Consider the following 24,477-nt stretch of genomic DNA (forward strand, 5'->3'; position numbering starts at 1 on the left):
GGGGCAGTCGACATTCCGAGGGTTGTCTCCCCTCGCCCATTTATGGGAGAGGGGAGCAGGGCGTCGGAATTTTGATGTCTATTTGGCTCGTCACGCCTTCCAGTCCACCCCGAAGTCGCTCAGGTAGTCATCCACTGCCGCGCCGACCGTGGGATGGAAAGCATCCTTACCCAGGTTGTCGAACAGTTCGAAGCGCTTGAGCTTGTCCTTGACGGGATCCTTCATCTCCGCGAAGTGGAGTTCGATGCTGCGCTCGTCCAGGGTCTTGTCGAGTTCCCGCAGCATGTCCGCCGAGGTCACGTCGACGCTGGTCACCGGCTCGGCTGCCACCACCACGCGCCGCACTGCCGTGGGCGAGGCATCGACGGCGCGCAGTACGCATTCCTGGAACAGCTCGGCATTCGCGAAGAACAGCGGCGCATCCCAGCGGAACAGCACCAGGCCCGGCACGCGGCGCGCGTTCGGGTAGCGCTCCACGTCGTGGTAGCCGCGAACGCCGTCGGCGCGGCCGAGCACCGCGTGGTGCGGACGCCAGCCGTCCCACAGGAACTCGATGATGGCGATGACCACGGCCAGGCCGATGCCCGGCACCGCGCCGAAGACCGCAACGCCGGCAAAGCATGCCATCGCCAGCCAGAATTCCCACTGCTGGATGCGGTAGATCCGCTTGAGGTCGGCAAACTCGAACAGGCCGATGGCCGCCGCGATGACGACGGCGGCCAGTGCGCTGCTGGGCAGGTAGCGCATCAGGTCCGGCGCAAACAGCAGCAACGCCGCCACCGCCAGCGCGCCGACCACGCCGGTCAGCTGCGTGCGCGCACCGGCGGCTTCGGCCACCGGCGTGCGTGACGCGCTGCTGCTGATCGGAAAGCCCTGGAACAATCCGGCAGCGAGGTTGGCGGCGCCCAGCCCTACCATTTCCTGGTTCGGATCGACCGGATATTTCAGGCGCGCCGCGTAGGTGCGCGACAGCACACTGGTATCGGCGAACGCGACCAGGGCGACGGCACAGCCGCCCACCACGATATGGGTGAGATCGACCCCGCTCAGGTACGGCAAGGCGAAGGCGGGCAGGCCTTGCGGCATCTTGCCAAGCACTTTGACTCCGTGTGCATCGAGACCGAACAGGCTCACGCTAAGCGTGGCCAGCACCACCGCGATCAGCACGCCGGGCACGCGCTCGAACCGTTTCAGCAGCAGGATCAGCACCAGGCTCGCGCCGCCCACGGCCACGCTGTACAGGTTGGCCTTGCCGGCCGCCACGGCGGTGCCCAGGCTCCATAGCTCCCGCAACGGCCCCGCATCTTCGATCGAAATGCCGAACAGCTTGGGCAACTGGCTGACGAGCACGGTGAACGCGATGCCGTTCATATAGCCATAGCGGATCGGCTTGGACAGCAGCTCGGTGATAAAGCCCAGCCGCAACAGGCCGACGGCGATGCAGACCACGCCTGATACCACCGCCATCATGCTGGCGATGGTGATGGCGCGCGCCGGATCGCCGGCGGACAGCTGCACCACCACGGCGAGGATCGGCGCCGCCAGCGCTGAGTCGGGCCCCAGCACCAGGATGCGGCTCGGGCCGAAGAGCGCGTAGGCGAGCAGCGGGACGATGGTGGCGTACAGGCCATAGATGCCTGGCACGCCCGATGCCTCGGCATAGGCGATGCCGACCGGCACCAGCATGGTCGTGAGCACCAGCCCCGCCGCCAGGTCGCGCGGCAGCCAGGCAGCCTGATACGTGCGCAGCATCTGCAGGCCCGGCAGCCAGTGCAGCCAGCCGGAAGTGGAAGGGGCTTTCGCCGACTTGCGTGCCGGGGGGCTAAGGGGGTGGTTGGACACGAGGCTCCCTTTTTCGGTAACGCCACAGCGTTCGATGTGGACGATTCCTAGCATAGCAATCGGCGCAGGCTGCCGGGCATGGCGTTTGCAAGGTCAGGGGTTCAGGCCTGAGATCGATTGCCGGACAGCCGGTGCAGGGAATCTTGCTGCGGCGGCGCGGCAGGGTTCCCGGTGAGCAATAAGCCTGTCAGAGGTGGCGCCAGCGACAGCCAGTTCTCTTGCCGCGACGGAATGAGGCGGTCAAGGCTGCCGTGGCAGCGCCGGCATCTGCTTGCCGGCGTGGGCTGTCTTTCGATGGGACGGAGCAGCGCATCGCGCCGGCTGCGCGGCGAAGGCGGTCCTTGCAACCGGTGGTCAAACTTTTCTGCAAAGGCATAGCCTGTCGATGAAAATCGCCCAAATTGCCCCGCTTATGGAAGCATGCCCGCCACGGCAATACGGCGGTACCGAGCGCGTCGTGGCGTACCTGACGGACGAACTGGTCCGGCAGGGGCACGACGTCACGCTGTTTGCCAGCGGCGACTCATCGACTGCCGCCAGGCTGGTCAGCTGCGCGCCGCGCGCCTTGCGCACCGACCCGTCGGTGCGCGACATCGTGCCGTATCACGTGATGATGATCGACGAAGTGGCCCGGCAGGCGGACGATTTCGACGTCCTGCATTTCCACACCGACCTGCTGCATTTCCCGCTGGCGCGGCGCCTGGCCGACCGCACGGTGACGACGCTGCATGGCAGGCAGGACCTTCCGGACCTGGCGGCGTTCTATGCTGCCTTCGCAAAGGTGCCGCTGGTATCGATCTCGCTGGCGCAGCGCGACCCCATGCCGCCAGTCCACTGGCTCGGCAACGTCTATCATGGCCTGCCCGCACGGCTGCTGCCGTTTCATGCGGTGGCGCGCGGGGGCTACCTCGCCTTCCTCGGACGCATTTCGCCCGAGAAGCGCCCCGACCGCGCCATCAAGATTGCCGTGCGAAGCGGCATGCCGTTGAAGATCGCCGCCAAGATCGACCGCGTCGACCGCGCATACTGGGATGCCGACATCGCGCCGCTGGTCAGCCGGCACGCCAATATCGAGTATCTTGGAGAAATCGGCGAGCGGGAAAAGGCACGGTTTCTCGGTGGCGCAAGTGCGCTGCTGTTCCCGATTGACTGGCCCGAGCCATTTGGCCTGGCGATGATCGAAGCCATGGCCTGTGGCACCCCGGTGATCGCGTTCCGATGCGGTTCCGTCCCGGAAGTCATCGATGACGGGGTCACCGGCTTTGTCGTCGACAGTGTCGACGAGGCCGTGGCGGCAGTCAGGCGCATCGGTGACATCGACCGCCGCGCCGTGCGCCGTGCGTTCCTGGCGCGTTTCAGCGCCGAACACATGGCGCACGACTACCTGGCACTCTATGGCCGCCTGCGCAGATCGTCGCCGGACGGTGGCGCGGATCCAGACCCGTCCGCCCAGGCGGATGCGGGCCTGCACGTCGCGGCCTGAACCTGGAGAAAAACAATGCTCGACGCCCCCGAAGGCCGGCGCGGCCTGGTGCCGGACGCGACACCCGGCGCGCCCATCGTCATCGCCGCGACGCACTCACTGCGTCTGACCCAGCCCCGCACGCTCAAGCAAGGCGACACCTTCGCCGTGTTCGACCAGCATGGCGACGCCATTGCCGGTTCCAGTGGCTCGGACGGCATCTTTTGTTGCGACACGCGGCACCTGTCGCACTTCCAACTGACCATCAACGGGTGGCGCCCCGTGCTGCTCAGTTCGGTCCTGCGCGACGACGACGCCGCGTTCAGCTGCGACCTGACCAACCCGGACCTGTTCGATGCGCAGGGCGAGATGGTCATGCCTCACGACGTGATCCATGTGCGCCGTTCGCGCTTTCTTTGGGAGGGCACCTGCTATGAACGGCTGGCGGTACGCAATTTCGACGAAACGCCGCGGCACATCAGCCTGGAGCTGGCGTTCGAAGCGGACTTTGCCGACCTGTTCGAGGTGCGCGGGGCCAGGCGCGCGCAGCGCGGTCAGACGCATCCACCCGAGCTGACCGACAACGGTGCGAAGCTCGCCTACACCGGGCTCGATGATTGCGTGCGCACCACGCACCTGACGTTCGATCCCGCGCCGACGCAGCTGCGTGGCGACATGGCGGTGTTCGAGCTGGAGCTGATGCCGCACCGGACGCACCTGCTCTACGTCGAAGTCTGCTGTGACAAGGCGCGGCACGACAAGCGCCCGCCGCGCGGCGCTTTCCCGTCGGCCCTGCGGGCCGCGCGCCGCTCGCTGCAGGCGCTGTCCGCGGAGGCCGCCAGTGTGACCACCTCCAACGAGATCTTCAATGAAGCCGTGGGCCGCAGCCTGTCCGATCTCTACATGCTGATCACGAAGACCCCTTACGGTCCGTATCCCTATGCCGGCATTCCGTGGTTCAGCACCTTCTTCGGCCGCGATGCGCTGATCACCGCGATGGAAACCCTGTGGCTGGATCCGGGCATCGCACGCGGTGTGCTGGGTTACCTGGCAGCGAACCAGGCGACGACTTCCGACCCGTCCGCCGATGCCGAGCCGGGCAAGATCCTGCACGAAAGCCGCAAGGGCGAGATGGCAAACCTTGGCGAGGTGCCGTTCCGCCGCTACTACGGCAGCATCGATTCCACGCCGCTGTTCGTCATGCTCGCAGGCGCCTACCTGGACCGCACGCATGACGTAGAGACCATCCGATCGTTGTGGCCTGCCATCGAGGCGGCGCTGCGCTGGATCGACAAGTACGGCGACCGCGACGGCGACGGCTTTGTCGAGTACGGCCGGCGCACCAGCGACGGGCTGCTCAACCAGGGCTGGAAGGACAGCCACGATTCGATCTTCCATGCGGACGGCACCCTGGCCGAGGGTCCGATCGCACTGGTGGAGGTGCAGGGTTACGTGTACGCGGCCTGGATGGCGGCCGCGCGGATGGCGCGCAACCTGGGCCACAACGGGCGCGCCACCGCACTCGAAACGCGTGCCGCGCAGCTGCGGCAGCGCTTTGACGAAGCGTTCTTCGACGAGGAGCTGGGCACGTACGTGATCGCGCTCGATGGCAGCAAGCGGCCATGCCGCGTGCTGTCCTCCAATGCGGGCCACGCGCTCTATACGGGCATCGCACTGCCCGAGCGCGCGCCGGCGGTGGCCGCGGCCCTGATGGGCAGCGCATCGTTCTCGGGCTGGGGCGTGCGGACCCTTGCGTCCAGCGAAAGCCGCTACAACCCGATGAGCTATCACAATGGTTCGGTCTGGCCCCATGACAACGCCCTCATCGCCGCGGGGATGGTTCGTTACGGCTTGCGCGACGCGGCGTTGCGCATCTTCGATGGCCTCTTCGCCGCGTCCACCCATATGGACCTGCGGCGCCTGCCCGAGCTGTTCTGCGGCTTCGTGCGCCGGCGCAACCGTGGGCCGACGCTCTATCCCGTGGCCTGCATCCCGCAGGCCTGGGCGGCAGCCACGCCGCTGTCGCTATTGCAAACGTGCCTGAACCTGGACTTCAACGTGGGCGCGCGCGAGATCAGCTTCCACTATCCGGCGCTGCCGTCCTTCATGGAAGACCTGGCGCTGCAAGGGCTGTCCATTGGCGATGCGTCCGTCGACCTGATGCTGCGGCGCTCGGGCAGCAGCGTTGTCGTGAACGTGGTGGCGCGGCGGGGGGATGTGCTGGTGACGACTACGAACTAGGCCATGGTGACGACCGCGCCCGGACAGGGGAGTCGCGCAGCCCGGCGGAAGGTCCCGGAGAGGGCGTGCAGAACGCGTTCGACTTCCACCCTGCAAAGAAAAATGCCGTCCAGACCGAACTGAACGGCATTACCCCTCGAAGCAGATCCTGGCAGATCCTGGCAGGTCCTGGCAGGTCCTGGCAGGTCCTGGCAGGGTCTTTTGGCCGCCGTGGCTTACTTCTTCTTCTCGAACTCGAATGTTGGTGAGGCGGGCTCAGCGTCGGCCGGTGCCGTGGGCAGTTCCAGCGTTGCACTGCCCGGAGCGGTTGCGGGGGCGCTTGCCGCAGGCCGTTCCTGTTGCAGGTCGAGGGAGAGGTCGCGCGTCACCTGGCCGGCCTGTGGCTTGGCAGTGCCTGTGCTGACGACGCCAGGGAAGAGGATGATCAACCCGACCATGAGCAGCTGGATGAGCACGAAGGGCACCGATCCCCAATAGATATCGGTTGTCTTGATCTCGCGCGGTGCGACCGAGCGCAGGTAGAACAGCGAGAAGCCGAAAGGCGGGTGCATGAACGACGTCTGCATGTTGACGGCCAGCAGCACCCCGAACCAGATCAGGTCGATGCCGAGCTTGTCCGCCACCGGTCCGACCAGCGGCACGAGGATGAACGCAAGTTCGAAGAAATCCAGAAAAAACGCCAGCAGGAAGAACAGCACGTTTACCGCGATCAGGAAGCCGGTCTGTCCGCCGGGCAGCGCGGTCAGCAGGTGTTCCACCCAGAGGTGGCCGTCGACACCGTAGAAGGTCAGGGAGAACACGCGGGCGCCGATCAGGATGAAGATCACGAAGGCCGACAGCTTCAGCGTGGATTCCATGGCCTGCTTGGTCAGGTCCAGGTTCAGGCGCCGCTTGATCATCGCCAGGATAAGGGCGCCCAGTGCACCCATGCCGCCACCTTCGGTCGGGGTAGCCACGCCGAGAAAGATCGTGCCCAGGACCAGGAAGATCAGCGCCAGCGGCGGAATCAGCACGAAGGTCACCTTCTCGGCCATCTTGGACAGCAAGCCAAGCTTGAGCGTCCGGTTGATGACTGCCACCACGAAGGCAAACAGGATGGCCGCACCGACCGAGATCACCAGGCGTTCGTCGAGCGGTGCCTCGGGCTTGTAGTACTTGTCCGCCAGCACGCCTACCGCCACGGACAGCGCGGTCAGCACCAGGACCGACGCGGCGCCGCTTTTGCCGCTCGCTTCGCGGAAGACACGTGCTTCCGGCGGCAGGGCGGGTGCAGCGGCGGGCTTGATCAAGGTCATCAGCAGCACATAGCCCATGTACATGCCGGTGAGGATCAGGCCGGGCAGGAATGCGCCCTTGTACATGTCGCCAACCGAGCGGCCAAGCTGGTCGGCCAGCACGATCAGCACCAGCGAAGGCGGAATGATCTGGGCCAGCGTGCCGGATGCTGCGATGACGCCCGAAGCTAGCCGCTTGTCGTACTTGTACTTCAGCATCAGCGGCAGCGAGATCAGGCCCATCGAAATCACCGATGCCGCGACCACGCCGGTCGTCGCCGCCAGCAGGGCGCCGACAAAGATTACCGCATAGGCCAGGCCGCCGCGGATCGGGCCGAACAGCTGTCCGATGGTGTCGAGCAGGTCTTCGGCCATGCCCGAGCGCTCCAGGATCAGCCCCATGAAGGTGAAGAACGGGATGGCCAGCAGGGTGTCGTTCTCGATGATGCCGAACAGACGGTTGGGCAATGCCTGCAGCAGTTCGGGCGGCAGCATGCCAAGTTCAATGCCGACGAAGGCGAACAGCAGCCCGTTTGCCGCCAGCGCGAACGCGATCGGAAACCCGGACAACAGGAATACGACCAGGGAGGCGAACATGATTGGCGCCATGTTCGCGATCAGGAATTGGGTCATTTCGCGCGCCTCTTATTGTTTTTTGGTCGGATCGGACTGGTTGGCCATCAAAATGGCCGCAACGTCTTCCGCCGGGTCGTGGGCGTGCTTGCGGAACGCGGAGAAGGACAGCTCACCCCTCAGGTAGGCAAAGCGCTTGATGAGCTCCGACAACCCCTGCAGGATCATCAGGAAGAATCCCGCGACGATCAGGAACTTGGCGGGCCAGCGGATCAGGCCGCCGGCATTGCCGGACATTTCATGGCCAGCGTAGGACAGCCAGAAATAAGGAATGGAGAGGCGGAGGATGATGATGCTGATCGGCAGCAGGAAGAACAGGATGCCGAAGATATCGATCCACACTTGCGTGCGTTCGGAGAACCGGCCCGCGACGACGTCGATGCGTACGTGCTCGTCGCGCCGCAGTGTATAAGGCGCGCCTAGCAGGAACACGCCGGCGAACATATACCACTGCAGTTCAAGCCATGCATTGGAACTGATGCTGAAGGTGTAGCGGACGATGGCGTTGCCTGCGCAGACCAGCACGGCCAGCAGGATCAGCCATTTCGCCCACTGCCCGATGAACGCATTCACGGCGTCGATAAGCCGTGACAGCCTCATGAGGAAAGACATGTGATCGTCCTATTTCGCGAATACGGGGGTGGCGCAATAGTCTACGGTGTTCGTGCGTCACTATCGCTAGGGTAATTCCCCAGTAAGTCACATTTACCGGCTTTCCCTGGCTATGCGGAGGACGGACTTCCGGCGGCGGCATGGTCGCCGGCACGCCGTGCCAGAAAAGGGGGTACGCAAGCCTGGGCGACGAAGAAGGGGAGCATGTGCTCCCCTTCTTCGTCGCGAAACGCCGCTTCCTTTACCCTCCTGACGGAGGGGGGGTGGCCCCGGGTCAGTTGTCCAGCGCCTGGCGTGCAACCGCAATCGCGGCGCGCACCTGGTCCGGTGCGGTCCCGCCGATGTGGTTGCGTGCGGCGACCGAGCCTTCGAGCGTCAGCACGCCATGCACGTCGTCGCCGATCAGCGCGGCCTTGTCGCCCAGGCCGGACACGTCGCGCAGCTCCGCCACGCTCAGGTCGGCCAGGTCGCACTGGCGGCTGTCGCAGGCGCGCACGGCGTGGGCCACGGCTTCGTGCGCGTCGCGGAACGGCAGGCCCTTCTTGACCAGGTAGTCGGCCAGGTCGGTGGCGGTGGCGTAGCCCTGCAGCGCGGCGGCGCGCATGGCTTCCGGCTTGACCGTGATGCCAGGCACCATGTCGGCGAAGATGCGCAGCGTGTCGACCACGGTATCGACCGTGTCGAACAGCGGCTCCTTGTCTTCCTGGTTGTCCTTGTTGTACGCGAGCGGCTGGCCCTTCATCAGCGTCAGCAGGCCGATCAGGTGGCCGTTGACGCGGCCGGTCTTGCCGCGCGCCAGTTCGGGCACGTCGGGGTTCTTCTTCTGCGGCATGATCGAGCTGCCGGTGCAGAAGCGGTCGGCGATGTCGATGAAGCCGACGCGCGGGCTCATCCACAGCACCAGCTCTTCCGAGAAGCGCGACACGTGGGTCATCACCAGCGCGGCGGCGGCGCAGAATTCGATGGCGAAGTCGCGGTCCGAGACGGCGTCGAGCGAATTGCGGCACACGCCGTCAAAGCCGAGCTGCTGCGCGACGAATTCGCGGTCGATCGGGTAGCTCGTGCCGGCCAGCGCGGCGGCGCCCAGCGGCAGGCGGTTGACGCGCTTGCGGCAGTCGGCCATGCGCTCGGCATCGCGCGTGAACATTTCCACGTAGGCCAGCAGGTGGTGGCCGAAGGTGACCGGCTGCGCCACCTGCAAGTGCGTGAAGCCGGGCAGGATGGTGTCGGCGTTCTGGTCAGCCAGGTCGAGCAGCGACACGCGCAGCGCGCCGAGCAGGGCCACGATGTTATCGATCTCGCTGCGCAGCCACAGGCGGATGTCGGTCGCGACCTGGTCATTGCGCGAGCGGCCGGTGTGCAGGCGCTTGCCGGCATCGCCGACCAGCGCGGTCAGGCGCGCCTCGATATTCAGGTGGACGTCTTCCAGGTCGAGCTTCCACTCGAAGCTGCCGGCCTCGATCTCGCCCTGGATCTGCGCCATGCCGCGCGCGATCTCGGCGCGGTCGGCCTCGGCGATGATGCCTTGCTTTGCCAGCATGGCCGCGTGGGCCAGCGAACCCTGGATGTCGAACAGGGCCAGGCGCTTGTCGAAGAACACCGAGGCGGTGTAGCGCTTCACCAGGTCGGACATCGGTTCGGAGAAGCGGGCGGACCAGGCTTCGCCTTTCTTGGCAAGTTGGGAGGTCGTCATGGACGTCAGGGCTGTGGCTCGCGCGGCGTGCGGCCGGTGCATGACCATGCGGGGCGGGCGCGAGCGGATTTCGGGGAAACGTGGATTATATCGCCCGCGCGGGATGGGAGAGCGGGCTTCAGAGCGGCGAGTGGATCAAGGGTCCCTTGAAGACGATAGGACCGCTCGGGCCGTCGGGATTCGGCGATCCGCCGGGCGGTTCGACGCTGACCGCCAGGGCCGGCACGGCTGCGGGGAACCCGTCCAGTGCCAGCCGGGCAGCCCTCTCGCGGCCGATCACGCCGAGCGATTGCGGCTTGCCGCCCTGGGGCAACGCCCACAGTTGGAGGACCTGCTGTCCGGACACGACCGTGTCGTCGAGCCGCTGGACGACCAGCTGCCGGGCCGCGGCATCCCATGACACGAGCAGGGCGGGTTGAGACTGTGCATTGTTCAGCACGGCGACCACCGCGGTCTCGACCAGCGGGCGTTGCGCTATTTGCCTTCCAATGCCCACGGCCAGCACCGCGACAACGGCCATTGCCGCCGCTGCGCCGCGCCAGAACGCCGGCGCCGTCCACAGCGTTTGCCACGATGGCGGCTCGGCTGTCTTGGCCGAAGGCACAGGTTTCCAGCCGAGCCGTTGTTCGATGCCGCACCACACCGCCTCCACCGGCTCGGAGGACGGTTGCAGCTCGGCCATGCCGGACAGCCTGACCTGCCAGTGGCCGATCGCGGCGCGCACGGCGGGTTCCTCGCGCGCAAGCTGCTCCATCCGGCGCCGCGCGCCGCCGCGCAGCACGCCGAGCGCATATTGCGCGGCGATGCGATCGAGCAGGTCGGGGTGGCGGCTCAGCCTCATGGCGCGCTCTCCAGGCACGTGCGCAGGCGCTCCAGGCCGCGGCGGATCCAGGATTTGACGGTGCCCAGCGGCATGCTCAGCCGCTGCGCCAGTTCGGCGTGGCTCAGGTCGTGGAGGTAGGCCAGCACGATGGCCTGGCGCTGCGCCTGCTCCAGTCGCTGCAGGCAGCGGTTCAGCGCGCGCGCCTGCTGGCTGGCCAGTGCGAGTTCGGCCGGTCCGGCGGCCTCGTCGGCCAGCCATTCCCCCAGTTCCTCGCCCAGCTCCACGGTCTGCGGCAGCCGTGCGGCGGCCGCGCGGCGCAGGCAGTCGAGCGCGCGGTTGCGAACGATGGTGGTCATCCAGGTCATCGGCGCGGACAGGTGCGGCCGGTAGTCGACGGCGTGGTGCCAGATGCTGACAAAGCTTTCCTGCACAACGTCCTCCGCCCAGTCGCGCCTGCCAGTGATACGCAGCGCAAGGCCGAACAGTTTCGTCGCGGTCTGATCGTAGAGCGCGCGCAGCGCCTGCCGGTCGCCGAGCGCCACGGCCTGCAGCCACGCCGCCAGTCGGTCGTTGTCGGCCGAGGGGGCAAAGGACGGTTCAGGGGAGGCAGACACGCGGCGGCTTCCGACGGAGGGCTCTGCCGGATTATAGGCAGCGCCGGTGCATCCGATCGTCCAGTGCCTGCGTAAAAGGGTCAGGCAAGCCGCACAGCGGACGCTGCCCCTTGATCCCTCACTGGAGAACACCATGGAACGCATGCCCAAGACGCCGGACCGCCGGCTGGTTCAATCCGCGGACGTTTCCATCGTCACGTTGCCCGACGAGCGCCGACGCGGCCTGCTCAAGGTGCCGGGCCTGTTCGCGCTAGGGTCGCTCGCCGTGCTGAGCCTGGGCGAGTCGATGCCGGCCTGGGCGCAGACGGAGTCGGGCAGCACGAAGGACGACATCAGGATCCTGAACGTCGCGCTCGGGCTGGAGTATCAGGCGATTGCGGCCTACCAGGTCGGGGCGGAAAGCGGGTTGCTGCAGAAGCCCGTGCTCGATACGGCGGTGAAGTTCCAGAACCACCACAAGGCGCATGCGCAGGTGCTGGCCGGCACGGTATCGAAGCTCGGCGGGTCGCCGGTGATGGCGAAGAAGCCGTCGGAGTATTCGTTCCCGACCGCGCAGCTCAAGACGCAGGCGGACGTGCTGCGCTTTGCCGCCGGACTGGAAAAGGGCGCCACCGCGGCGTATCTCGGCGTGCTGCCGAATTTCTACAACCGTGACCTGACCAAGGCGGCGGGCAGCATCCTCGGCGACGAGGCCATGCACTGGGCCGTGCTGCTGCATGCGCTCGGCGAAGATCCGGTGCCGGGGGCGTTTGTGGGCTGAGCCAGGCAACAAGGGTCAGATGGACAAACGCCCGGACGGCAAGCCGTCCGGGCGTTTCTGACTCAGTGGATCAGGCTGGGATCAACCCGTATTACGGAGCCCCGCCGCCACCCCGTTGATGGTCAGGTGGATGCCGCGGCGAACGCGGATATCGTCCCCGTCCTTGCCCGAGCGATAGCGCTTGAGCAGCTCGACCTGCAAGTGGTTGAGCGGGTCCAGGTAGGCAAAGCGGTTCTTGATCGAGCGTGCCAGCAGCGGGTTGTCGGCCAGCCGCTCCTGGTGGCCGGTGACGAGCGCCAGCATCTCGCAGGTCAGGTGCCATTCCTTGCTGATGCGCGCGAACACGTTCTTGCGCAGCGCCGCGTCATCGCAAAGCTGCGCGTAGCGCGAGGCCACGGCCAGGTCGGTCTTGGCCAGCACCATGTCCATGTTGGACAGCAGCGTGGAGAAGAACGGCCAGGTCTTGACCATCTTGCGCAGCGTGGCCACCGCCGCCTTGCGCGCCTTGTCGTCCGGCGCGGTGTCCAGCAGCGACTTGACCGCGCTGCCGAAACCGTACCAGCCCGGCAGCAGCAGGCGGCACTGGCCCCACGAGAAGCCCCAGGGAATCGCGCGCAGGTCTTCGATACGGCGGTTCTTCTTGTCCATCAGCTTGCGCGAGGCCGGACGCGAACCCAGGTTCAGGTCGGCGATCTCGGTGATCGGCGTGGTCGCGAAGAAGTAGTCCTTGAAGCCCGGGGTCTCGTACACCAGGTTGCGGTAGGCGCCGAAGGCACGGTCCGACAGCTGCTGCATGATGCCCTCGAAGGTGCTCAGCTCCTTCGGTGCGTTCTGCTGCGGCAGCAGCGAGGCTTCGAGCGTGGCGGCGATCACCGTTTCCAGGTTGCGCCGGCCGATCTCGCCATTGGCAAACTTGCTGTTGATGATCTCGCCCTGCTCGGTCAGGCGGATCTGCCCGTTCACCGTACCCGGCGGCTGCGACAGGATGGCCTGGTAGGTCGGGCCGCCGCCGCGGCCAACCGTGCCGCCGCGGCCGTGGAACAGGCGCAGCTTGACCTTGCGCTGCTCGAACAGCTGCACCAGCGCCAGCTCGGCCTTGTACAGCTCCCACGTGGAGGTCAGAAAGCCGCCGTCCTTGTTGGAGTCGGAATAGCCGAGCATCACCTCCTGCTCGACGCCATGGTGCTCGATCACCGAGTCGAAACCGGGCAGGTCCAGCAGCGACTGCATGATGCCCGCGGCATTCTGCAAGTCCTCGATGGTCTCGAACAGCGGAATGACCATCAGCTCCATGCGCGCCGGGTCGGTCTTGCTGCCCAGCGTGCCCTGCAGCATGCCGGATTCCTTCTGCAGCAGCATGACCTCGACCAGGTCCGACAACGTTTCCGTGTGCGAGATGATGTAGTTGCGCGCCACGCGCTTGCCATAGCGCGCGCGCAGTTCGCGCGCCGTCGCCAGGATCGCAAGTTCGTTGCGCGTCTGTTCCGAGTACTCGTGCCAGGGCAGCGTCAGCAGGCGCGGCTGGCGCAGCTCGGCCAGCAGCAGTTCCTGCTTGCGCGACTCCGGCAGCGCGGCGTAGTCCTTCTCGACGCCCGCCGCCGCGAACAGCTCGGCCACCACGGCTTCGTGCACGTCGGAGACCTGGCGCATATCGACCGATGCCAGGTGGAAGCCGAACACGGCGATGGCGCGCACCAGCGCATCGATGCGCGTGCTGGCCAGTGCGCGGCCATGATGCGCGCGCAGGGAATCGATCACGACTTGCACATCGGCGGCGAAGGCTTCTGCGCTGCCGTACGGCTCGGCCTCGGCCACTGGGTGGAGCGGTGCGGCGTGGCCCGTCAGCGCTTTGCTGGTCGCGGCCAGGCGCGCGTAGATGCCGATCAGCGCGCGACGGTAGGGCTCGTCTGCGCGGTGCGCGGAATGGTCGGGAGAGGCCTCGGCCAGTGCCAGCAGCTCGGGGCTCGCGTCGACCATCAGCGACGACATCGACAGCTCGGCGCCGAGTGCATGCACTTCATCGAGATACCAGCCCAAGATCATCTGCGATTGCTGGGTGGCGGCGTGATCGAGGGTCTCTGCCGTGACGTTCGGATTGCCGTCGCGATCGCCGCCAATCCACGAACCCATCTGCATGAACGGCGCGAGCGGCGCCGGCTCTGCCGCGCTGCCCTTGGCCTTGCGCGAGGCCGGGAAGATTGCGGCGATGTCCTCTTCCAGCTCGCTCATCAGTTGCGGGATGCCGTGCAGGAAGGTGGTGCGGTAGTAGGACAGCGCATTGTCGATCTCGTCCGCCACCGTCAGGCGCGAGTCGCGCAGCATGCGGGTCTGCCACAGCGTGGTGACCTTGGCGCGCAGCTGCGCGGTGTTCTGGTCGCGCTCGCGCGCGGTCATCGGCAGGTCGCGCTCGGCCAGCAGGCGGGCGATCTCGCGCTCGGCGTCCAGGATGCTCTTGCGCTGGACTTCGGTCGGGTGCGCGGTCAGCACGGGGACGATCAGCGCCTCGTCCAGGAACTTGCGCAGCTGCTTGCCGGTGACGCCGGCAGCGTCGATCTTCTCCAGCGCATGCTGCAGGCTGCCGTCCTGCGGCGGCGAGCCGGCCAGCGCGTGGATGCGGCGGCGGCGGTTGTGGTGCTGGTCCTCGGCGATATTGGCCAGGTGCGAGAAATAGCTGAACGCGCGCACGACCTGGTTGGTCTGGTCGCGCGACAGGCGCTTGAGCAGGCGGTCCAGCTCGGTGCCGGCGGCGCGGTCGTTCTCGCGGCGGAAACGCACGGCGGTCTGGCGGATGGTCTCCACCACCTCGAAGGTGGCGTCGCCTTCCTGCTCGCGCAGGCATTCGCCCAGCAAGCGGCCAAGGAAGCGGATGTCCTCGCGCAGCGGCAGGTCCTTGTCGGCGGCGGAGCGGCGGGCAGGGCTGGTGTTCACGGCGCCATTGGCGGGCACGACCATCAGGTTTGCCTTGGTAATCTGTTTGGTACGGGTGGCTTTGGAAGCGGTCTTGCGGGTAGGGGCGCCGTTTGCGTCACTCTGGCCTGAGGCCTGGGAGGGGACTTCTCGATTGACCGTGCGTCGGCCGGGGCGCGCAGCGTGCTGCGTCATGCAATCTCCTCTTGCTTTACTCTGTCCGATGGTGCGGAGCGGCGATTGGGTCGCGTGCTAACATTGACGAATGCAAGCATCCGCCTTTCCGACTTCTTCTACCGCCGTGTCCAGCAGCCTTCCACACAAGCTTGTCATTGCCTCTCGCGAGAGCCGTCTGGCCATGTGGCAGGCTGAACATGTGCGTGCTGCACTGCAACAATACTATCCCGCGTGCGATGTGTCCATTCTTGGCATGACCACGCGCGGAGACCAGATTCTAGACCGGACTTTGTCGAAAGTCGGCGGAAAGGGTTTGTTTGTCAAAGAACTGGAATTCGCGATCGCCGAAGGGCGGGCTGACCTGGCGGTGCATTCGCTCAAGGATGTACCGATGGAACTGCCTGCAGGTTTCGCCCTGACGGCCGTGATGGAGCGTGAAGACCCGCGCGATGCACTGGTGTCGTCGGCGTTCGCGTCGCTCGACGACATGCCGGCCGGCACCGTGGTGGGCACCTCGAGCCTGCGCCGCGAAGCCGCGCTGCGCTCACGCTATCCGCACCTGGTTATCAAGCCGCTGCGCGGCAACCTGGATACCCGGCTGGGCAAGCTCGATCGCGGCGAATATGGGGCGATCATCCTGGCTGCGGCGGGTCTGAAGCGCCTGGGCCTGGGCGACCGCATCCGCGCGCTGATCGCGCCGGAGGCCTCGCTGCCTGCCGCAGGGCAGGGCGCGCTTGGTATCGAGATCCTGTCCACGCGTCCGGACGTCGCCGCATGGCTGGCGCCGCTGAACCATCAGCCCACGGCGCTCGCCGTGACCGCGGAACGGACCGTGTCGCGCATGCTGGGCGGATCGTGCCAGGTGCCGCTGGCCGCGCATGCGCGCTGGGACGGCGACCAGCTGCGGCTCGACGCCTTCGTGGCCATGCCCGACGGCACGCGCCAGACGCGCGCCACGGCGGCCGGTCCCGCGTCGGATGTCGCGGCGGCTGAAGCCCTCGGCGAATCCGTCGCGCGCGACCTGCTGGCGCAAGGTGCGGCCGATATCCTCGCCGCGCTGGCTGATACACCCGATCCCCAAGCTCCCGCCTGAGGCCGGCCCATGCCCCGCCCGACTGTCGTTGTCACACGACCCGCCGGGCAGTCCCGGCAACTGACCGAGGCCCTGCAGGCCGCGGGCCTGGACGTGCTGGGCTTTCCGCTGCTCGCGATTGGTCCCGCCGACGATGACGCGCCGCTGCGCGCAGCGCTGGCGCGCCTGGGCGAATTCGCGCTGGTGGTCTTTGTCAGTCCCAATGCGATTCAGTACGCGTTCGATGCGCTCGCGACAGTGCAGGGCAATGCGGTGGCTCAGTGGCCGTCCGGCGTGCCGGTGGCCGTGGTCGGGCCCGCGAGCGTCACGGCCCTGGCCGAGCGCGGCATTGCCGCGCCCAACCATCGCGTGATCGCGCCGGCCGGCGCCGACGGCAACGGCCATGACACGAACGGTGGCGCCGCCGGCGAAGAGCCGCGATTCGATTCCGAAGCCCTGTGGGCGCAGCTGGACCCCGCCTCGCTGCATGGGCGCGCCGTGCTGATCGTGCGTGGCAACGGCGGCCGCGACTGGCTGGGCGACCGCCTGCGGGAAGCGGGCGCCAGCGTCACGGCGGTCGAGGCCTATCAACGCACCTTGCCCGAGCCCGGCGCCATGCAATGGCAGGCCGTGCGCGAAGGCCTGAGCGCGGGCGCTGCGCCGCAGGCCTGGCTGCTGACCAGCTCCGAAGCCGTACGCAACCTCGATACGCTGGCGCGACAGAACCTGTCGCCGCAGGAACTGGACGCCCTGAAACAGGTGCAGTGCATCGCGCCGCATGCGAGAATCGCCGAACAGGCGGAGGCGCTCGGCTTCACACGGATCCTTCGTGCGGCGCCAGGCGATGCCGGCTTGCTTGCGGCATGCAAGCAGTGGGCCGATGCTTATGCCGGACCGGTGCCTGCGAGGCCCACGGCGCCCGCAGCAACGCCGGCGCCAAAGCCCGAGCCGCCGCCCGCCATGACAAACAGGGTCGAACGCGTGACGCAAGAATCTACGTCCTCCTCAACCACCATTCCCCCCGCTGGCACGGTTTCGGCCGGGCCGGCCCCGTCGTTTACCGCGCCGCGCCGTAACGCCGCATTGTGGGCGCTGGTAGCCGTCCTGGTGGTAGCGACTGCCGGCGGCTTCTGGTGGCTGCAGCAGCGGGTTGACCGCCTGACCGAAGAACTGGCTCGGCGCCAGCAGAGCAACGACGCGCTGGTGCAGGAGACCCGTGTGCTGTCGCGCAATGCGCAGGACACGGTCAAGGAACTGCAAGCCAAGGTCGGCTCGCTGGACGGCCAGGTCGGCGAAACCCGCGACAAGCAGGTCGCGCTCGAGCAGGTCTACCAGGACCTGATGCGCAACCGCGACGACTGGGAAATCGCAGAGATCCAGCAATTGCTGACCAACGCCGGCCAGCAGCTCCAGCTCACCGGCAATGTGCAGGTCGCGCTGGCCGCGCTGCAGAGCGCCGATGCGCGCCTGGCCCGTACCGACAAGCCGCAGTACAACCTGCTGCGCCGCGCGCTGGCACGCGATATCGCCCGCATGAAGGCGGTGCCCGACACCGACCTGACCGGCGCGGCGATCAAGCTGGACGAGGCCATCAACCAGATCGATTCGCTGCCGTTGCTGTCAAGCGAACGCATGCTCGAACGTACCGAAGCGGGGGACCGCCAGGATGCTAGCCGTGGTGCGGCCAAGGGAGCCAAGGGATCCGCGCAGGCAGCGGCTGTGACCGGAAACTGGTTCACCCGGCTGTGGGACTACATGCGCGAGGAAATGGCGCAGGTCATCCGCATCCGCAAGGTCGATGACACCGAGGCCTTGCTGCTGTCGGGCGACCAGGGCTGGTTCCTGCGCGAGAACGTCAAGCTGCGCATGCTCAATGCGCGTCTGGCGCTGCTGTCGCGCAACGAGCCGGTCTTCCGCAATGACCTGGCCGCGGCGCAGGCCATGATCGGCCGTTATTTCGACACCAAATCGCGGCGCGTGCAGACCGTGCTGACGCTGCTCAAGCAGGCGCAGGCCGGCGCGGTGACGGTGCAGCTGCCGACCATGGCGGAAAGCCTTGGCGCGCTGCACGCGCTGAAGAAGGAGTAAGCATGCGCCTTCTGTTCTGGGTCGCGGTGCTGTTTGGTGGGGCCGTCGGACTGGCTCTGTTCACGCAGTTCAATCACAGCAATGTCGTGCTGTTCTACCCGCCGTACCGGGTTGAGCTGTCGCTGAACCTGGCGCTGGCGTTGCTGCTGCTGCTGTTCTTCGTGGTGTGGACCGTGCTGTCCACGGTGCGGCATCTGTCGGAAATGCCGCGCCGCGCCGCGGCCTATCGCGAGCGCAGCCGCATGAACAAGGCCCAGGCGGCGCTGCGTGAATCGATCGAGAACCTGTTCGCCGGCCGCTTTGCCCGCGCCGAGCGCGCGGCACGCGAAGCGCAGTCGTGGGAGGCGCAGGCGCAGACCGCTGCGCTGGTTGGCGCCCGCGCCGCGCATCGCATGCAGGAAACCGAGCGCCGCGACGCCTGGATGGCGCAGGTCACCGACCCCGAGCGCGAGCAGGCCCGGCTGGTATCGATGGCCGAACTGCTGGTCGACGCGCGCGATGCAGAGGGCGCGCTGGAAACCATCGCGCAACTGCAGGCCCAGGGCGGACGCCAGATTCACGTGCAGCGCATTGCGCTGCGCGCGCACCAGCATCTGAAGAACTGGTCAGAGGTGCTGCGCCTGGCCCGTTCGCTGGAAAAACGCAACGCGCTGCATCCCGTACTCGCGCTGCGACTCAAGCAAATGGCCTGCGAGGCCATGCTGGACGAGCGCCGCCACGATGCCGAGGCGCTCTCAGCCTTCTGGCGCACGCTTTCAGCCGATGAGCGTCGTGCCGCGCGCATCGCCGAGCCGGCGGCGCGCTACTTTGCCGCGCTCGGCCGGCAGGACGAAGCACGCCGCATCATTGAAGATGCACTCAAGGTCAACTGGGACAGCCGCCTGGTGCTGCGCTATCCCGACTGCGCCAAGGCCGGGCAGGCACTGCCGCAGATCCAGCAGGCGGAAAAATGGATCAATGAGCATCCGGCGGACGCGGATCTCTACTACACACTCGGCGTGCTTTGCCTCGGCGAACAGCTTTGGGGCAAGGCGCAGTCGAGCTTCGAACGCGCCTTGAAATATGCGGACCGCAATCACCAGGGCCGTCTGCGCGTGCGTACCCACCTGGCGCTGGCCCGCCTGTTCGAGGAAACCGAGCGGCCCGAGGAAGCGCAGCGCCACTACCGCGAAAGCGCGATGCTGGCCGCCTGAGATCGACCCCGGGCAGCCTGCCGGGGCTGCCGCGAATCAATCCTGCGCGGCCTTCATCTTGCCGGCAGCCGCCTTCACCACCGCATAACGCTCCAGCGTTTCCTTGCGTGCCACGTCATGCTGCACCAGCGGGCGTGGATAGTTTTCTCCAAGCCGCACGCCCGCGGTCGCCAGCACGTCTTCAGGGGCGGTCCACGGCGCATGGATGTATTTGTCCGGCAGCGCGGCCAGTTGCGGCAGGTACTTGCGGATAAAGCGGCCTTGCGGGTCAAACTTCTCGGATTGCGTCACCGGGTTGAAGATGCGGAACCACGGCTGCGCATCGCATCCCGTCGAGGCGGCCCATTGCCAGCCGCCGTTGTTGGCCGCCAGGTCGTAGTCGTTGAGCTGGTCGGCAAAATACTGCTCGCCACGGCGCCAGTCCACGCCCAAATCCTTGACGAGGAAGCTGGCCGTCACCATCCGCAGCCGGTTGTGCATATAGCCGCTTTGCCGGATCTGCAGCATCGCGGCATCGACGAGCGGATAGCCGGTGGCGGCGTTGCGCCATGCCTCGAAGTAGCGCTCGCCGGTCGTGCCGCTGCGCCAGCGGATGACGTCATAGGTGGCGTGGAAGGCTGCGCCGGCAGCCACGCGCGGATGGTGGTGCAGGATCATGAAATAGAAATCCCGCCAGATCAGTTCCGATAACCACGTGGCCGCGCCGGCGCTGTCCGCGCCGCCGCGCAGCGTTACCTCGTGCGCTGCGCGGGCGAGGGTGCGGATCGACACCGTGCCGAACCGCAGGTGCACGGACAGGTAGCTCGGGCCGCGCAGGGCGGGGAAGTCGCGCCGGCGGGCATAGTCGCCGATGCGCGATGTGAACTCGTCCAGCAATGCGTATCCGCCCGAACTGCCTGTTGGCATGGCGATGTCCGGCAGGTTGCTCGGGGCGAAGCCGAGGGCTTCCAGCGATGGCATCGGCGCCTGCCGTCGTTCGGGCGGCGGCGCCAACGCGTCCAGGTATGGCTCGATCGGGTAGGGCCGCAGGTCGAACGGTTGTACCGTCCTGAGCCAGGCATTCTTGTACGGCGTGAATACGGAAAAGGGCTTGCCCTGGCCGGTCAGGATCTCGTCCCGCTCGAAGATCACCTGATCCTTGAATGTGAAGAAAGCGCGAGCGTCGGAGGCCAGCGAGTGGCGGACGGCGGCGTCGCGCGTATCGGCGGCGGGCTCGTAGTCGTGGTTGGCGAACACGGCCTGGGCATCGAGTTCGCGTGCCAGCGCCGGGATGGCGGTGGTGGCAGCCTCGTGCAGCACGATCAGGCCGCCGCCGGCCGCGCGCAGCGTGGCGTCCAGCTCCGCCAGCGACTCGCGGATGAACGCGACGCGGCGGTCCGCTTTCAGGCCGCGAGCCAGCAGTGGATCGAGGATATCCCGGTCGAATACGAACACGCACCACACCCGGGCACAGTGCTTGAGGGCATAATGCAGCGCCGCGTGGTCCGTGGCCCGCAGGTCGCGGCGGAACCACACGAGCCCGCTGTCGAACCGACGGCCAATGCGGTAGGGCGGACGGCCTGTGGCGGATGGGTCTGCGACTAGCATGGTGCCTGGAGGAAGGGAAAAGCCGGGCGATACCCTACCATAGCGATACGGCTGCGCCGCTCCACAATCATTTCACTGACGATTCCATTTCCATGACCCTTGATCGCATCCTCCAATCCCAGGGCTTCGGCACGCGCCGCTACTGTGGCGACCTGATCGGCGCCGGGCTGGTGGAGGTCAACGGCGAACTCTGCGAAGACCCGCGCGCCCAGTTCGAGGTCGACGGCCTGCAACTGACCGTCGATGGCGAGGCGTGGGTGGCCTGCACCAAGGCCTACCTGATGCTGAACAAGCCGGCCGGCTACGAGTGCTCGCAGCGTCCGCGCAACCATCCGAGCGTCTACAACCTGCTGCCGGTGCCGCTGCGCCAGCGCGAGGTCCAGGCAGTGGGAAGGCTGGATCACGACACCACCGGCCTGCTGCTGCTGACCGACGATGGCCAGTTCATCCACGCGCACACCTCGCCCAAGCGCAAGGTGCCCAAGGTGTATGAAGTCACGACGGCGGAGCCGGTAACGCCGGAACAGGCCGAGGCTCTGCGAACCGGTGTGCAACTCGACGACGAACCCGCGCCGATCGCCGCGGAAGACTGCGAAATCACCGGCGAACACAGCCTGCGGCTGACGCTGGTGCAGGGCAAGTACCACCAGGTGAAGCGCATGGTGGTCGCGGCCGGCAACCATGTGACTGCTCTCCATCGCAGCGCGGTGGGCGGCCTGAAGCTGGATCCGGAGCTTCCTGAAGGCGAGTGGCGCTGGCTGACCGCGGAGGACCTGGCGGCCCTGACCAGCAAGGAGTGAGCAAACGGTTGCTGCACTGCAGCGTCGTCCAATTCTTTTCCGGAAGCCCTCCTGCGATTTGATAAAATGCCAGATATGGTCAAGCCCGAAGCACCCATCAATCTGACGAATCAGTTCCTGATTGCCATGCCTGGCATGGCCGATCCGACCTTTTCGGGCTCCGTCGTCTACCTTTGCGAACACAATGAGCGCGGCGCGCTCGGGCTGGTGATCAATCGCCCGATCGATATCGATATGGCCACGCTGTTCGACAAGATCGACCTCAAGCTGGAAATCCAGCCCGTGGCCCATCAGCCCGTTTATTTCGGCGGTCCGGTGCAGACCGAGCGCGGTTTTGTGCTGCATGACCCCGTGGGCATCTACGTGTCATCGCTCGCGGTGCCCGGCGGACTGGAGATGACCACCTCCAAGGATGTCCTGGAAGCCGTGGCCAACGGCAGCGGCCCGCACCGTTTCCTGCTGACGCTGGGTTACTCCGGCTGGGGCGCCGGTCAGCTGGAAGAAGAGCTTTCGCGCAACGGCTGGCTCACTGTCCAGGCCGATCCCGAGATCATCTTCAGCGTGCCGCCGGAAGAACGGTTTGCGGCGGCCGTGCGCCTGCTGGGCATCGACTTCACCATGCTTTCCGGCGAGGCCGGGCATGCCTGACGGCGTGGGGCGCGAACTGCCCCGCGACGGCACGGTCCTGGCATTCGACTACGGCGAGAAAAAAATCGGCGTTGCCCTGGGCAACTTCGTCACGCGCCACGCCGCCGCGCTGACCATTCTTCCGAACCTGTCCGTCGAGGGCCGCTTCCAGGTCGTGGGCGAGTTGATCCGCGAATGGAACCCGGTGCAGCTGATTGTCGGCATGCCGGTCAACCCTGAAGGCGGCGAGCAACCTTCCATGCGGCTTGCGCGCCGCTTTGGCAACCAGCTCAACGGACGCTTCAGTCTGCCGGTGGAGTGGGTCGACGAACGCTATTCCTCGCGCATGGCCGCCATGGCCGGCGCGCGCCGCGGCGAACTCGATGCCGAGGCCGCGCGCATCATCCTGCAACAGTATTTCGACCAGCTTCCGCTATGACCCGAACTACCAATCCCGACGCCGAGGCGCTTTACCGCGCATTGCTCGACCAGGCCCAGGCGCTGATCCAGGCCGATCGTGCGCAGTGGTCCGTCGCCGGCATCCACTCCGGCGGCGCCTGGATTGCACAGCGGCTGGCGGCGGACCTGGGACTGCCCGACCATGGCGTCATCAACGTTGCCTTTCACCGCGACGACTATGCCAAGAAGGGCCTGCACAGCCAGGCCCAGCCGAGCACGCTGCCGTTCGACGTGCAGGACCGCAAGATCCTGTTGATCGACGACGTGCTGGCCACCGGCCGCACCATCCGTGCGGCGGTCAATGAACTGTTCGACTATGGCCGCCCGGCGCGTGTCGCGCTGGGTGTGCTGGTGGACCGCGGCGGCCGTGAGCTGCCGATCGCGGCGGACCTGGTCGCGCTGCAGACCGAGCTGCCGCGCGAGGCCACGCTCGTGCTGTCGCGCCAGGGCGAGGGCGCGCAGGCGACCTTTGCTTTCTCCACCGAATCCTCGGCCGGTTGAACCGGCCAATTTTTCGTTCACCGGCCCCGAGACCGCGAGACCCCGAGACCCCGAGACCCATAACACCCCGATTTCTGCCCGCGCCTGACCACCCATGACCAAGACGTTCCGCAACCCGCAGCTGACCAAGAACGGCGAACTGAAGCACCTGCTGTCAATCGAGGGCTTGTCGCGTGACATGATCACGCACATCCTGGATACCGCCAGCCAGTTCGTGTCGCTGTCCGACTCCGACCGCGATGTGAAGAAGGTGCCGCTGCTGCGCGGCAAGAGCGTGTTCAACCTGTTCTTCGAGAACTCCACGCGCACCCGCACCACCTTCGAGATCGCCGCCAAGCGGCTGTCGGCGGACGTGCTGAACCTGAACATCAACGCCTCGTCGACCAGCAAGGGCGAGTCGCTGCTCGACACGATCAACAACCTGTCGGCCATGTCGGCCGACATGTTCGTGGTCCGCCACGCCAGTTCCGGCGCGCCGTACCTGATCGCCGAGCATGTGGCGCCCCACGTGCACGTGATCAATGCGGGTGATGGCCGCCATGCGCACCCGACGCAGGGGCTGCTGGACATGTACACGATCCGGCACTTCAAGAAGGACTTCACGCAACTGCGCGTGGCGATCGTCGGCGACATCCTGCACTCGCGCGTGGCGCGTTCGGATATCCACGCGCTCACCACGCTGGGCGTGCCGGAAGTGCGCGCCATCGGCCCGCGCACGCTGCTGCCGTCCGGCCTGGAGCAGATGGGTGTGCGCGTCTTCCACAACATGGAAGAGGGCCTCAAGGGGGTGGACGTGGTCATCATGCTGCGGCTGCAGAATGAGCGCATGAGCGGGGCGTTGCTGCCGTCGGCGCAGGAGTACTTCAAGGCCTTCGGCCTGACGCCGGAGCGCCTGGCGCTGGCCGCGCCCGATGCCATCGTGATGCATCCGGGGCCGATGAACCGTGGCGTGGAGATCGACTCCGCCGTGGCGGATGGCCCGCAATCGGTGATCCTGAACCAGGTGACGTTCGGCATTGCCGTGCGCATGGCGGTGATGGGAATCGTGGCAGGAAACAGTGACTGACCGCGCGATGCCGACTTCGAGCCCGAACCTCACGAACACGCCCAGC

The 24,477-nt window shown here is 66.7% G+C and carries 19 protein-coding genes; 11 read left to right on the top strand and 8 right to left on the bottom strand.

Translation table 11 applies throughout. The features are described from left to right. Positions 1-90: 90 nt before the first annotated feature. On the bottom strand, positions 91-1,752 hold the full coding sequence (locus ACIGJB_RS03265) for a SulP family inorganic anion transporter (protein ID WP_483732246.1): 1,662 nt from the start codon (positions 1,750-1,752) through the stop codon (positions 91-93). A gap of 475 nt (positions 1,753-2,227) precedes the next feature. Here ACIGJB_RS03265 and ACIGJB_RS03270 point away from each other — a divergent pair, with 475 nt between their 5' ends. Both ACIGJB_RS03270 and ACIGJB_RS03275 read left to right on the top strand, forming a co-directional pair. Further along, positions 2,228-3,325 carry a glycosyltransferase family 4 protein gene (locus tag ACIGJB_RS03270; protein ID WP_483731374.1) on the top strand — a complete coding sequence of 366 codons (1,098 nt, stop codon included), beginning with the start codon at positions 2,228-2,230 and terminating at the stop codon, positions 3,323-3,325. A gap of 15 nt (positions 3,326-3,340) precedes the next feature. Continuing rightward, positions 3,341-5,545, top strand: a complete 2,205-nt coding sequence (locus ACIGJB_RS03275; RefSeq protein ID WP_483731375.1) for an amylo-alpha-1,6-glucosidase — start codon at positions 3,341-3,343, stop codon at positions 5,543-5,545. Between the two features lie 215 nt (positions 5,546-5,760). Here the strand turns inward: ACIGJB_RS03275 and ACIGJB_RS03280 are convergent, their stop codons facing one another. The 5 genes from ACIGJB_RS03280 to ACIGJB_RS03300 form a co-directional block, all read right to left on the bottom strand. After that, the gene (locus ACIGJB_RS03280) at positions 5,761-7,452 is read right to left on the bottom strand and encodes a TRAP transporter large permease (RefSeq protein WP_483731376.1); all 1,692 of its coding nucleotides are present in this window, start codon (positions 7,450-7,452) and stop codon (positions 5,761-5,763) included. 12 nt (positions 7,453-7,464) lie between these two features. Continuing rightward, the gene (locus tag ACIGJB_RS03285; RefSeq protein WP_483731377.1) at positions 7,465-8,064 is read right to left on the bottom strand and encodes a TRAP transporter small permease subunit; all 600 of its coding nucleotides are present in this window, start codon (positions 8,062-8,064) and stop codon (positions 7,465-7,467) included. A 274-nt stretch (positions 8,065-8,338) separates the two neighbouring features. After that, complete coding sequence (argH, locus tag ACIGJB_RS03290; protein ID WP_483731378.1) at positions 8,339-9,757, bottom strand: argininosuccinate lyase; 1,419 nt, start codon at positions 9,755-9,757, stop codon at positions 8,339-8,341. 118 nt (positions 9,758-9,875) lie between these two features. Then, complete coding sequence (locus ACIGJB_RS03295; RefSeq protein WP_483731379.1) at positions 9,876-10,598, bottom strand: anti-sigma factor; 723 nt, start codon at positions 10,596-10,598, stop codon at positions 9,876-9,878. Further along, complete coding sequence (locus tag ACIGJB_RS03300) at positions 10,595-11,194, bottom strand: RNA polymerase sigma factor (protein ID WP_483731380.1); 600 nt, start codon at positions 11,192-11,194, stop codon at positions 10,595-10,597. The genes ACIGJB_RS03295 and ACIGJB_RS03300 overlap by 4 nt, the downstream gene beginning before the upstream one ends. Positions 11,195-11,336: 142 nt before the next feature. Here ACIGJB_RS03300 and ACIGJB_RS03305 point away from each other — a divergent pair, with 142 nt between their 5' ends. Further along, entirely contained in the window at positions 11,337-11,954 is a 618-nt protein-coding gene (locus ACIGJB_RS03305; RefSeq protein WP_483732247.1) for a ferritin-like domain-containing protein, read from the top strand. 81 nt (positions 11,955-12,035) lie between these two features. Here the strand turns inward: ACIGJB_RS03305 and ppc are convergent, their stop codons facing one another. Beyond that, a complete protein-coding gene (gene ppc / locus ACIGJB_RS03310) occupies positions 12,036-15,056 on the bottom strand; it encodes a phosphoenolpyruvate carboxylase (RefSeq protein WP_483731381.1) in 3,021 nt (1,006 codons plus the stop codon). Between the two features lie 70 nt (positions 15,057-15,126). Here ppc and hemC point away from each other — a divergent pair, with 70 nt between their 5' ends. Genes hemC through ACIGJB_RS03325 form a run of 3 tightly spaced genes read left to right on the top strand, consistent with a single transcriptional unit; the run spans position 15,127 to position 19,391 of the window. Beyond that, entirely contained in the window at positions 15,127-16,131 is a 1,005-nt protein-coding gene (gene hemC / locus ACIGJB_RS03315; protein ID WP_483731382.1) for a hydroxymethylbilane synthase, read from the top strand. Between the two features lie 9 nt (positions 16,132-16,140). Further along, positions 16,141-18,198 (top strand): fused uroporphyrinogen-III synthase HemD/membrane protein HemX, encoded by a 2,058-nt coding sequence (gene hemDX / locus ACIGJB_RS03320; RefSeq protein ID WP_483731383.1) that lies wholly within the window; start codon positions 16,141-16,143, stop codon positions 18,196-18,198. Between the two features lie 2 nt (positions 18,199-18,200). Further along, a complete protein-coding gene (locus ACIGJB_RS03325; RefSeq protein ID WP_483731384.1) occupies positions 18,201-19,391 on the top strand; it encodes a heme biosynthesis HemY N-terminal domain-containing protein in 1,191 nt (396 codons plus the stop codon). 36 nt (positions 19,392-19,427) lie between these two features. On the opposite strand, the gene ACIGJB_RS03330 is transcribed toward ACIGJB_RS03325, so the two are convergent. Next, the gene (locus ACIGJB_RS03330; protein WP_483731385.1) at positions 19,428-20,978 is read right to left on the bottom strand and encodes a cryptochrome/photolyase family protein; all 1,551 of its coding nucleotides are present in this window, start codon (positions 20,976-20,978) and stop codon (positions 19,428-19,430) included. A gap of 92 nt (positions 20,979-21,070) precedes the next feature. Between ACIGJB_RS03330 and ACIGJB_RS03335 the strand changes: the two genes are divergently transcribed. The 5 genes from ACIGJB_RS03335 (at position 21,071) to ACIGJB_RS03355 (ending at position 24,431) form a co-directional block, all read left to right on the top strand. Then, positions 21,071-21,778 carry a pseudouridine synthase gene (locus ACIGJB_RS03335; protein WP_483731386.1) on the top strand — a complete coding sequence of 236 codons (708 nt, stop codon included), beginning with the start codon at positions 21,071-21,073 and terminating at the stop codon, positions 21,776-21,778. 75 nt (positions 21,779-21,853) lie between these two features. Further along, positions 21,854-22,426 (top strand): YqgE/AlgH family protein, encoded by a 573-nt coding sequence (locus tag ACIGJB_RS03340; RefSeq protein WP_483708992.1) that lies wholly within the window; start codon positions 21,854-21,856, stop codon positions 22,424-22,426. Then, on the top strand, positions 22,419-22,844 hold the full coding sequence (gene ruvX, locus ACIGJB_RS03345; protein WP_483731387.1) for a Holliday junction resolvase RuvX: 426 nt from the start codon (positions 22,419-22,421) through the stop codon (positions 22,842-22,844). Before ACIGJB_RS03340 ends, ruvX begins: the two co-directional genes overlap by 8 nt. Next, positions 22,841-23,365: a bifunctional pyr operon transcriptional regulator/uracil phosphoribosyltransferase PyrR gene (pyrR, locus tag ACIGJB_RS03350; protein WP_483731388.1), complete on the top strand. Its 525-nt coding sequence runs from the start codon at positions 22,841-22,843 to the stop codon at positions 23,363-23,365. The genes ruvX and pyrR overlap by 4 nt, the downstream gene beginning before the upstream one ends. A gap of 94 nt (positions 23,366-23,459) precedes the next feature. Then, positions 23,460-24,431, top strand: a complete 972-nt coding sequence (locus tag ACIGJB_RS03355; RefSeq protein WP_140949955.1) for an aspartate carbamoyltransferase catalytic subunit — start codon at positions 23,460-23,462, stop codon at positions 24,429-24,431. The last annotated feature ends 46 nt before the right edge of the window (positions 24,432-24,477 follow it).

The sequence above is a fragment of the Cupriavidus sp. C2SS-8b genome (assembly GCF_057073745.1).

What these genes read in the sequence shown, in the direction of transcription:
- ACIGJB_RS03355 (WP_140949955.1), top strand. Translation starts at nt 23,460, where the DNA reads ATGACCAAGACGTTCCGCAACCCGCAGCTGACCAAGAACGGCGAACTG.
- ACIGJB_RS03295 (WP_483731379.1), bottom strand. Translation starts at nt 10,598, where the DNA reads ATGAGGCTGAGCCGCCACCCCGACCTGCTCGATCGCATCGCCGCGCAA.
- hemC (WP_483731382.1), top strand. Translation starts at nt 15,127, where the DNA reads ATGCAAGCATCCGCCTTTCCGACTTCTTCTACCGCCGTGTCCAGCAGC.
- pyrR (WP_483731388.1), top strand. Translation starts at nt 22,841, where the DNA reads ATGACCCGAACTACCAATCCCGACGCCGAGGCGCTTTACCGCGCATTG.
- argH (WP_483731378.1), bottom strand. Translation starts at nt 9,757, where the DNA reads ATGACGACCTCCCAACTTGCCAAGAAAGGCGAAGCCTGGTCCGCCCGC.
- ACIGJB_RS03335 (WP_483731386.1), top strand. Translation starts at nt 21,071, where the DNA reads ATGACCCTTGATCGCATCCTCCAATCCCAGGGCTTCGGCACGCGCCGC.
- ACIGJB_RS03265 (WP_483732246.1), bottom strand. Translation starts at nt 1,752, where the DNA reads ATGCTGCGCACGTATCAGGCTGCCTGGCTGCCGCGCGACCTGGCGGCG.
- ACIGJB_RS03285 (WP_483731377.1), bottom strand. Translation starts at nt 8,064, where the DNA reads ATGTCTTTCCTCATGAGGCTGTCACGGCTTATCGACGCCGTGAATGCG.
- ppc (WP_483731381.1), bottom strand. Translation starts at nt 15,056, where the DNA reads ATGACGCAGCACGCTGCGCGCCCCGGCCGACGCACGGTCAATCGAGAA.
- ACIGJB_RS03330 (WP_483731385.1), bottom strand. Translation starts at nt 20,978, where the DNA reads ATGCTAGTCGCAGACCCATCCGCCACAGGCCGTCCGCCCTACCGCATT.
- ACIGJB_RS03305 (WP_483732247.1), top strand. Translation starts at nt 11,337, where the DNA reads ATGCCCAAGACGCCGGACCGCCGGCTGGTTCAATCCGCGGACGTTTCC.
- hemDX (WP_483731383.1), top strand. Translation starts at nt 16,141, where the DNA reads ATGCCCCGCCCGACTGTCGTTGTCACACGACCCGCCGGGCAGTCCCGG.
- ACIGJB_RS03270 (WP_483731374.1), top strand. Translation starts at nt 2,228, where the DNA reads ATGAAAATCGCCCAAATTGCCCCGCTTATGGAAGCATGCCCGCCACGG.
- ACIGJB_RS03325 (WP_483731384.1), top strand. Translation starts at nt 18,201, where the DNA reads ATGCGCCTTCTGTTCTGGGTCGCGGTGCTGTTTGGTGGGGCCGTCGGA.
- ruvX (WP_483731387.1), top strand. Translation starts at nt 22,419, where the DNA reads ATGCCTGACGGCGTGGGGCGCGAACTGCCCCGCGACGGCACGGTCCTG.
- ACIGJB_RS03340 (WP_483708992.1), top strand. Translation starts at nt 21,854, where the DNA reads ATGGTCAAGCCCGAAGCACCCATCAATCTGACGAATCAGTTCCTGATT.
- ACIGJB_RS03275 (WP_483731375.1), top strand. Translation starts at nt 3,341, where the DNA reads ATGCTCGACGCCCCCGAAGGCCGGCGCGGCCTGGTGCCGGACGCGACA.
- ACIGJB_RS03280 (WP_483731376.1), bottom strand. Translation starts at nt 7,452, where the DNA reads ATGACCCAATTCCTGATCGCGAACATGGCGCCAATCATGTTCGCCTCC.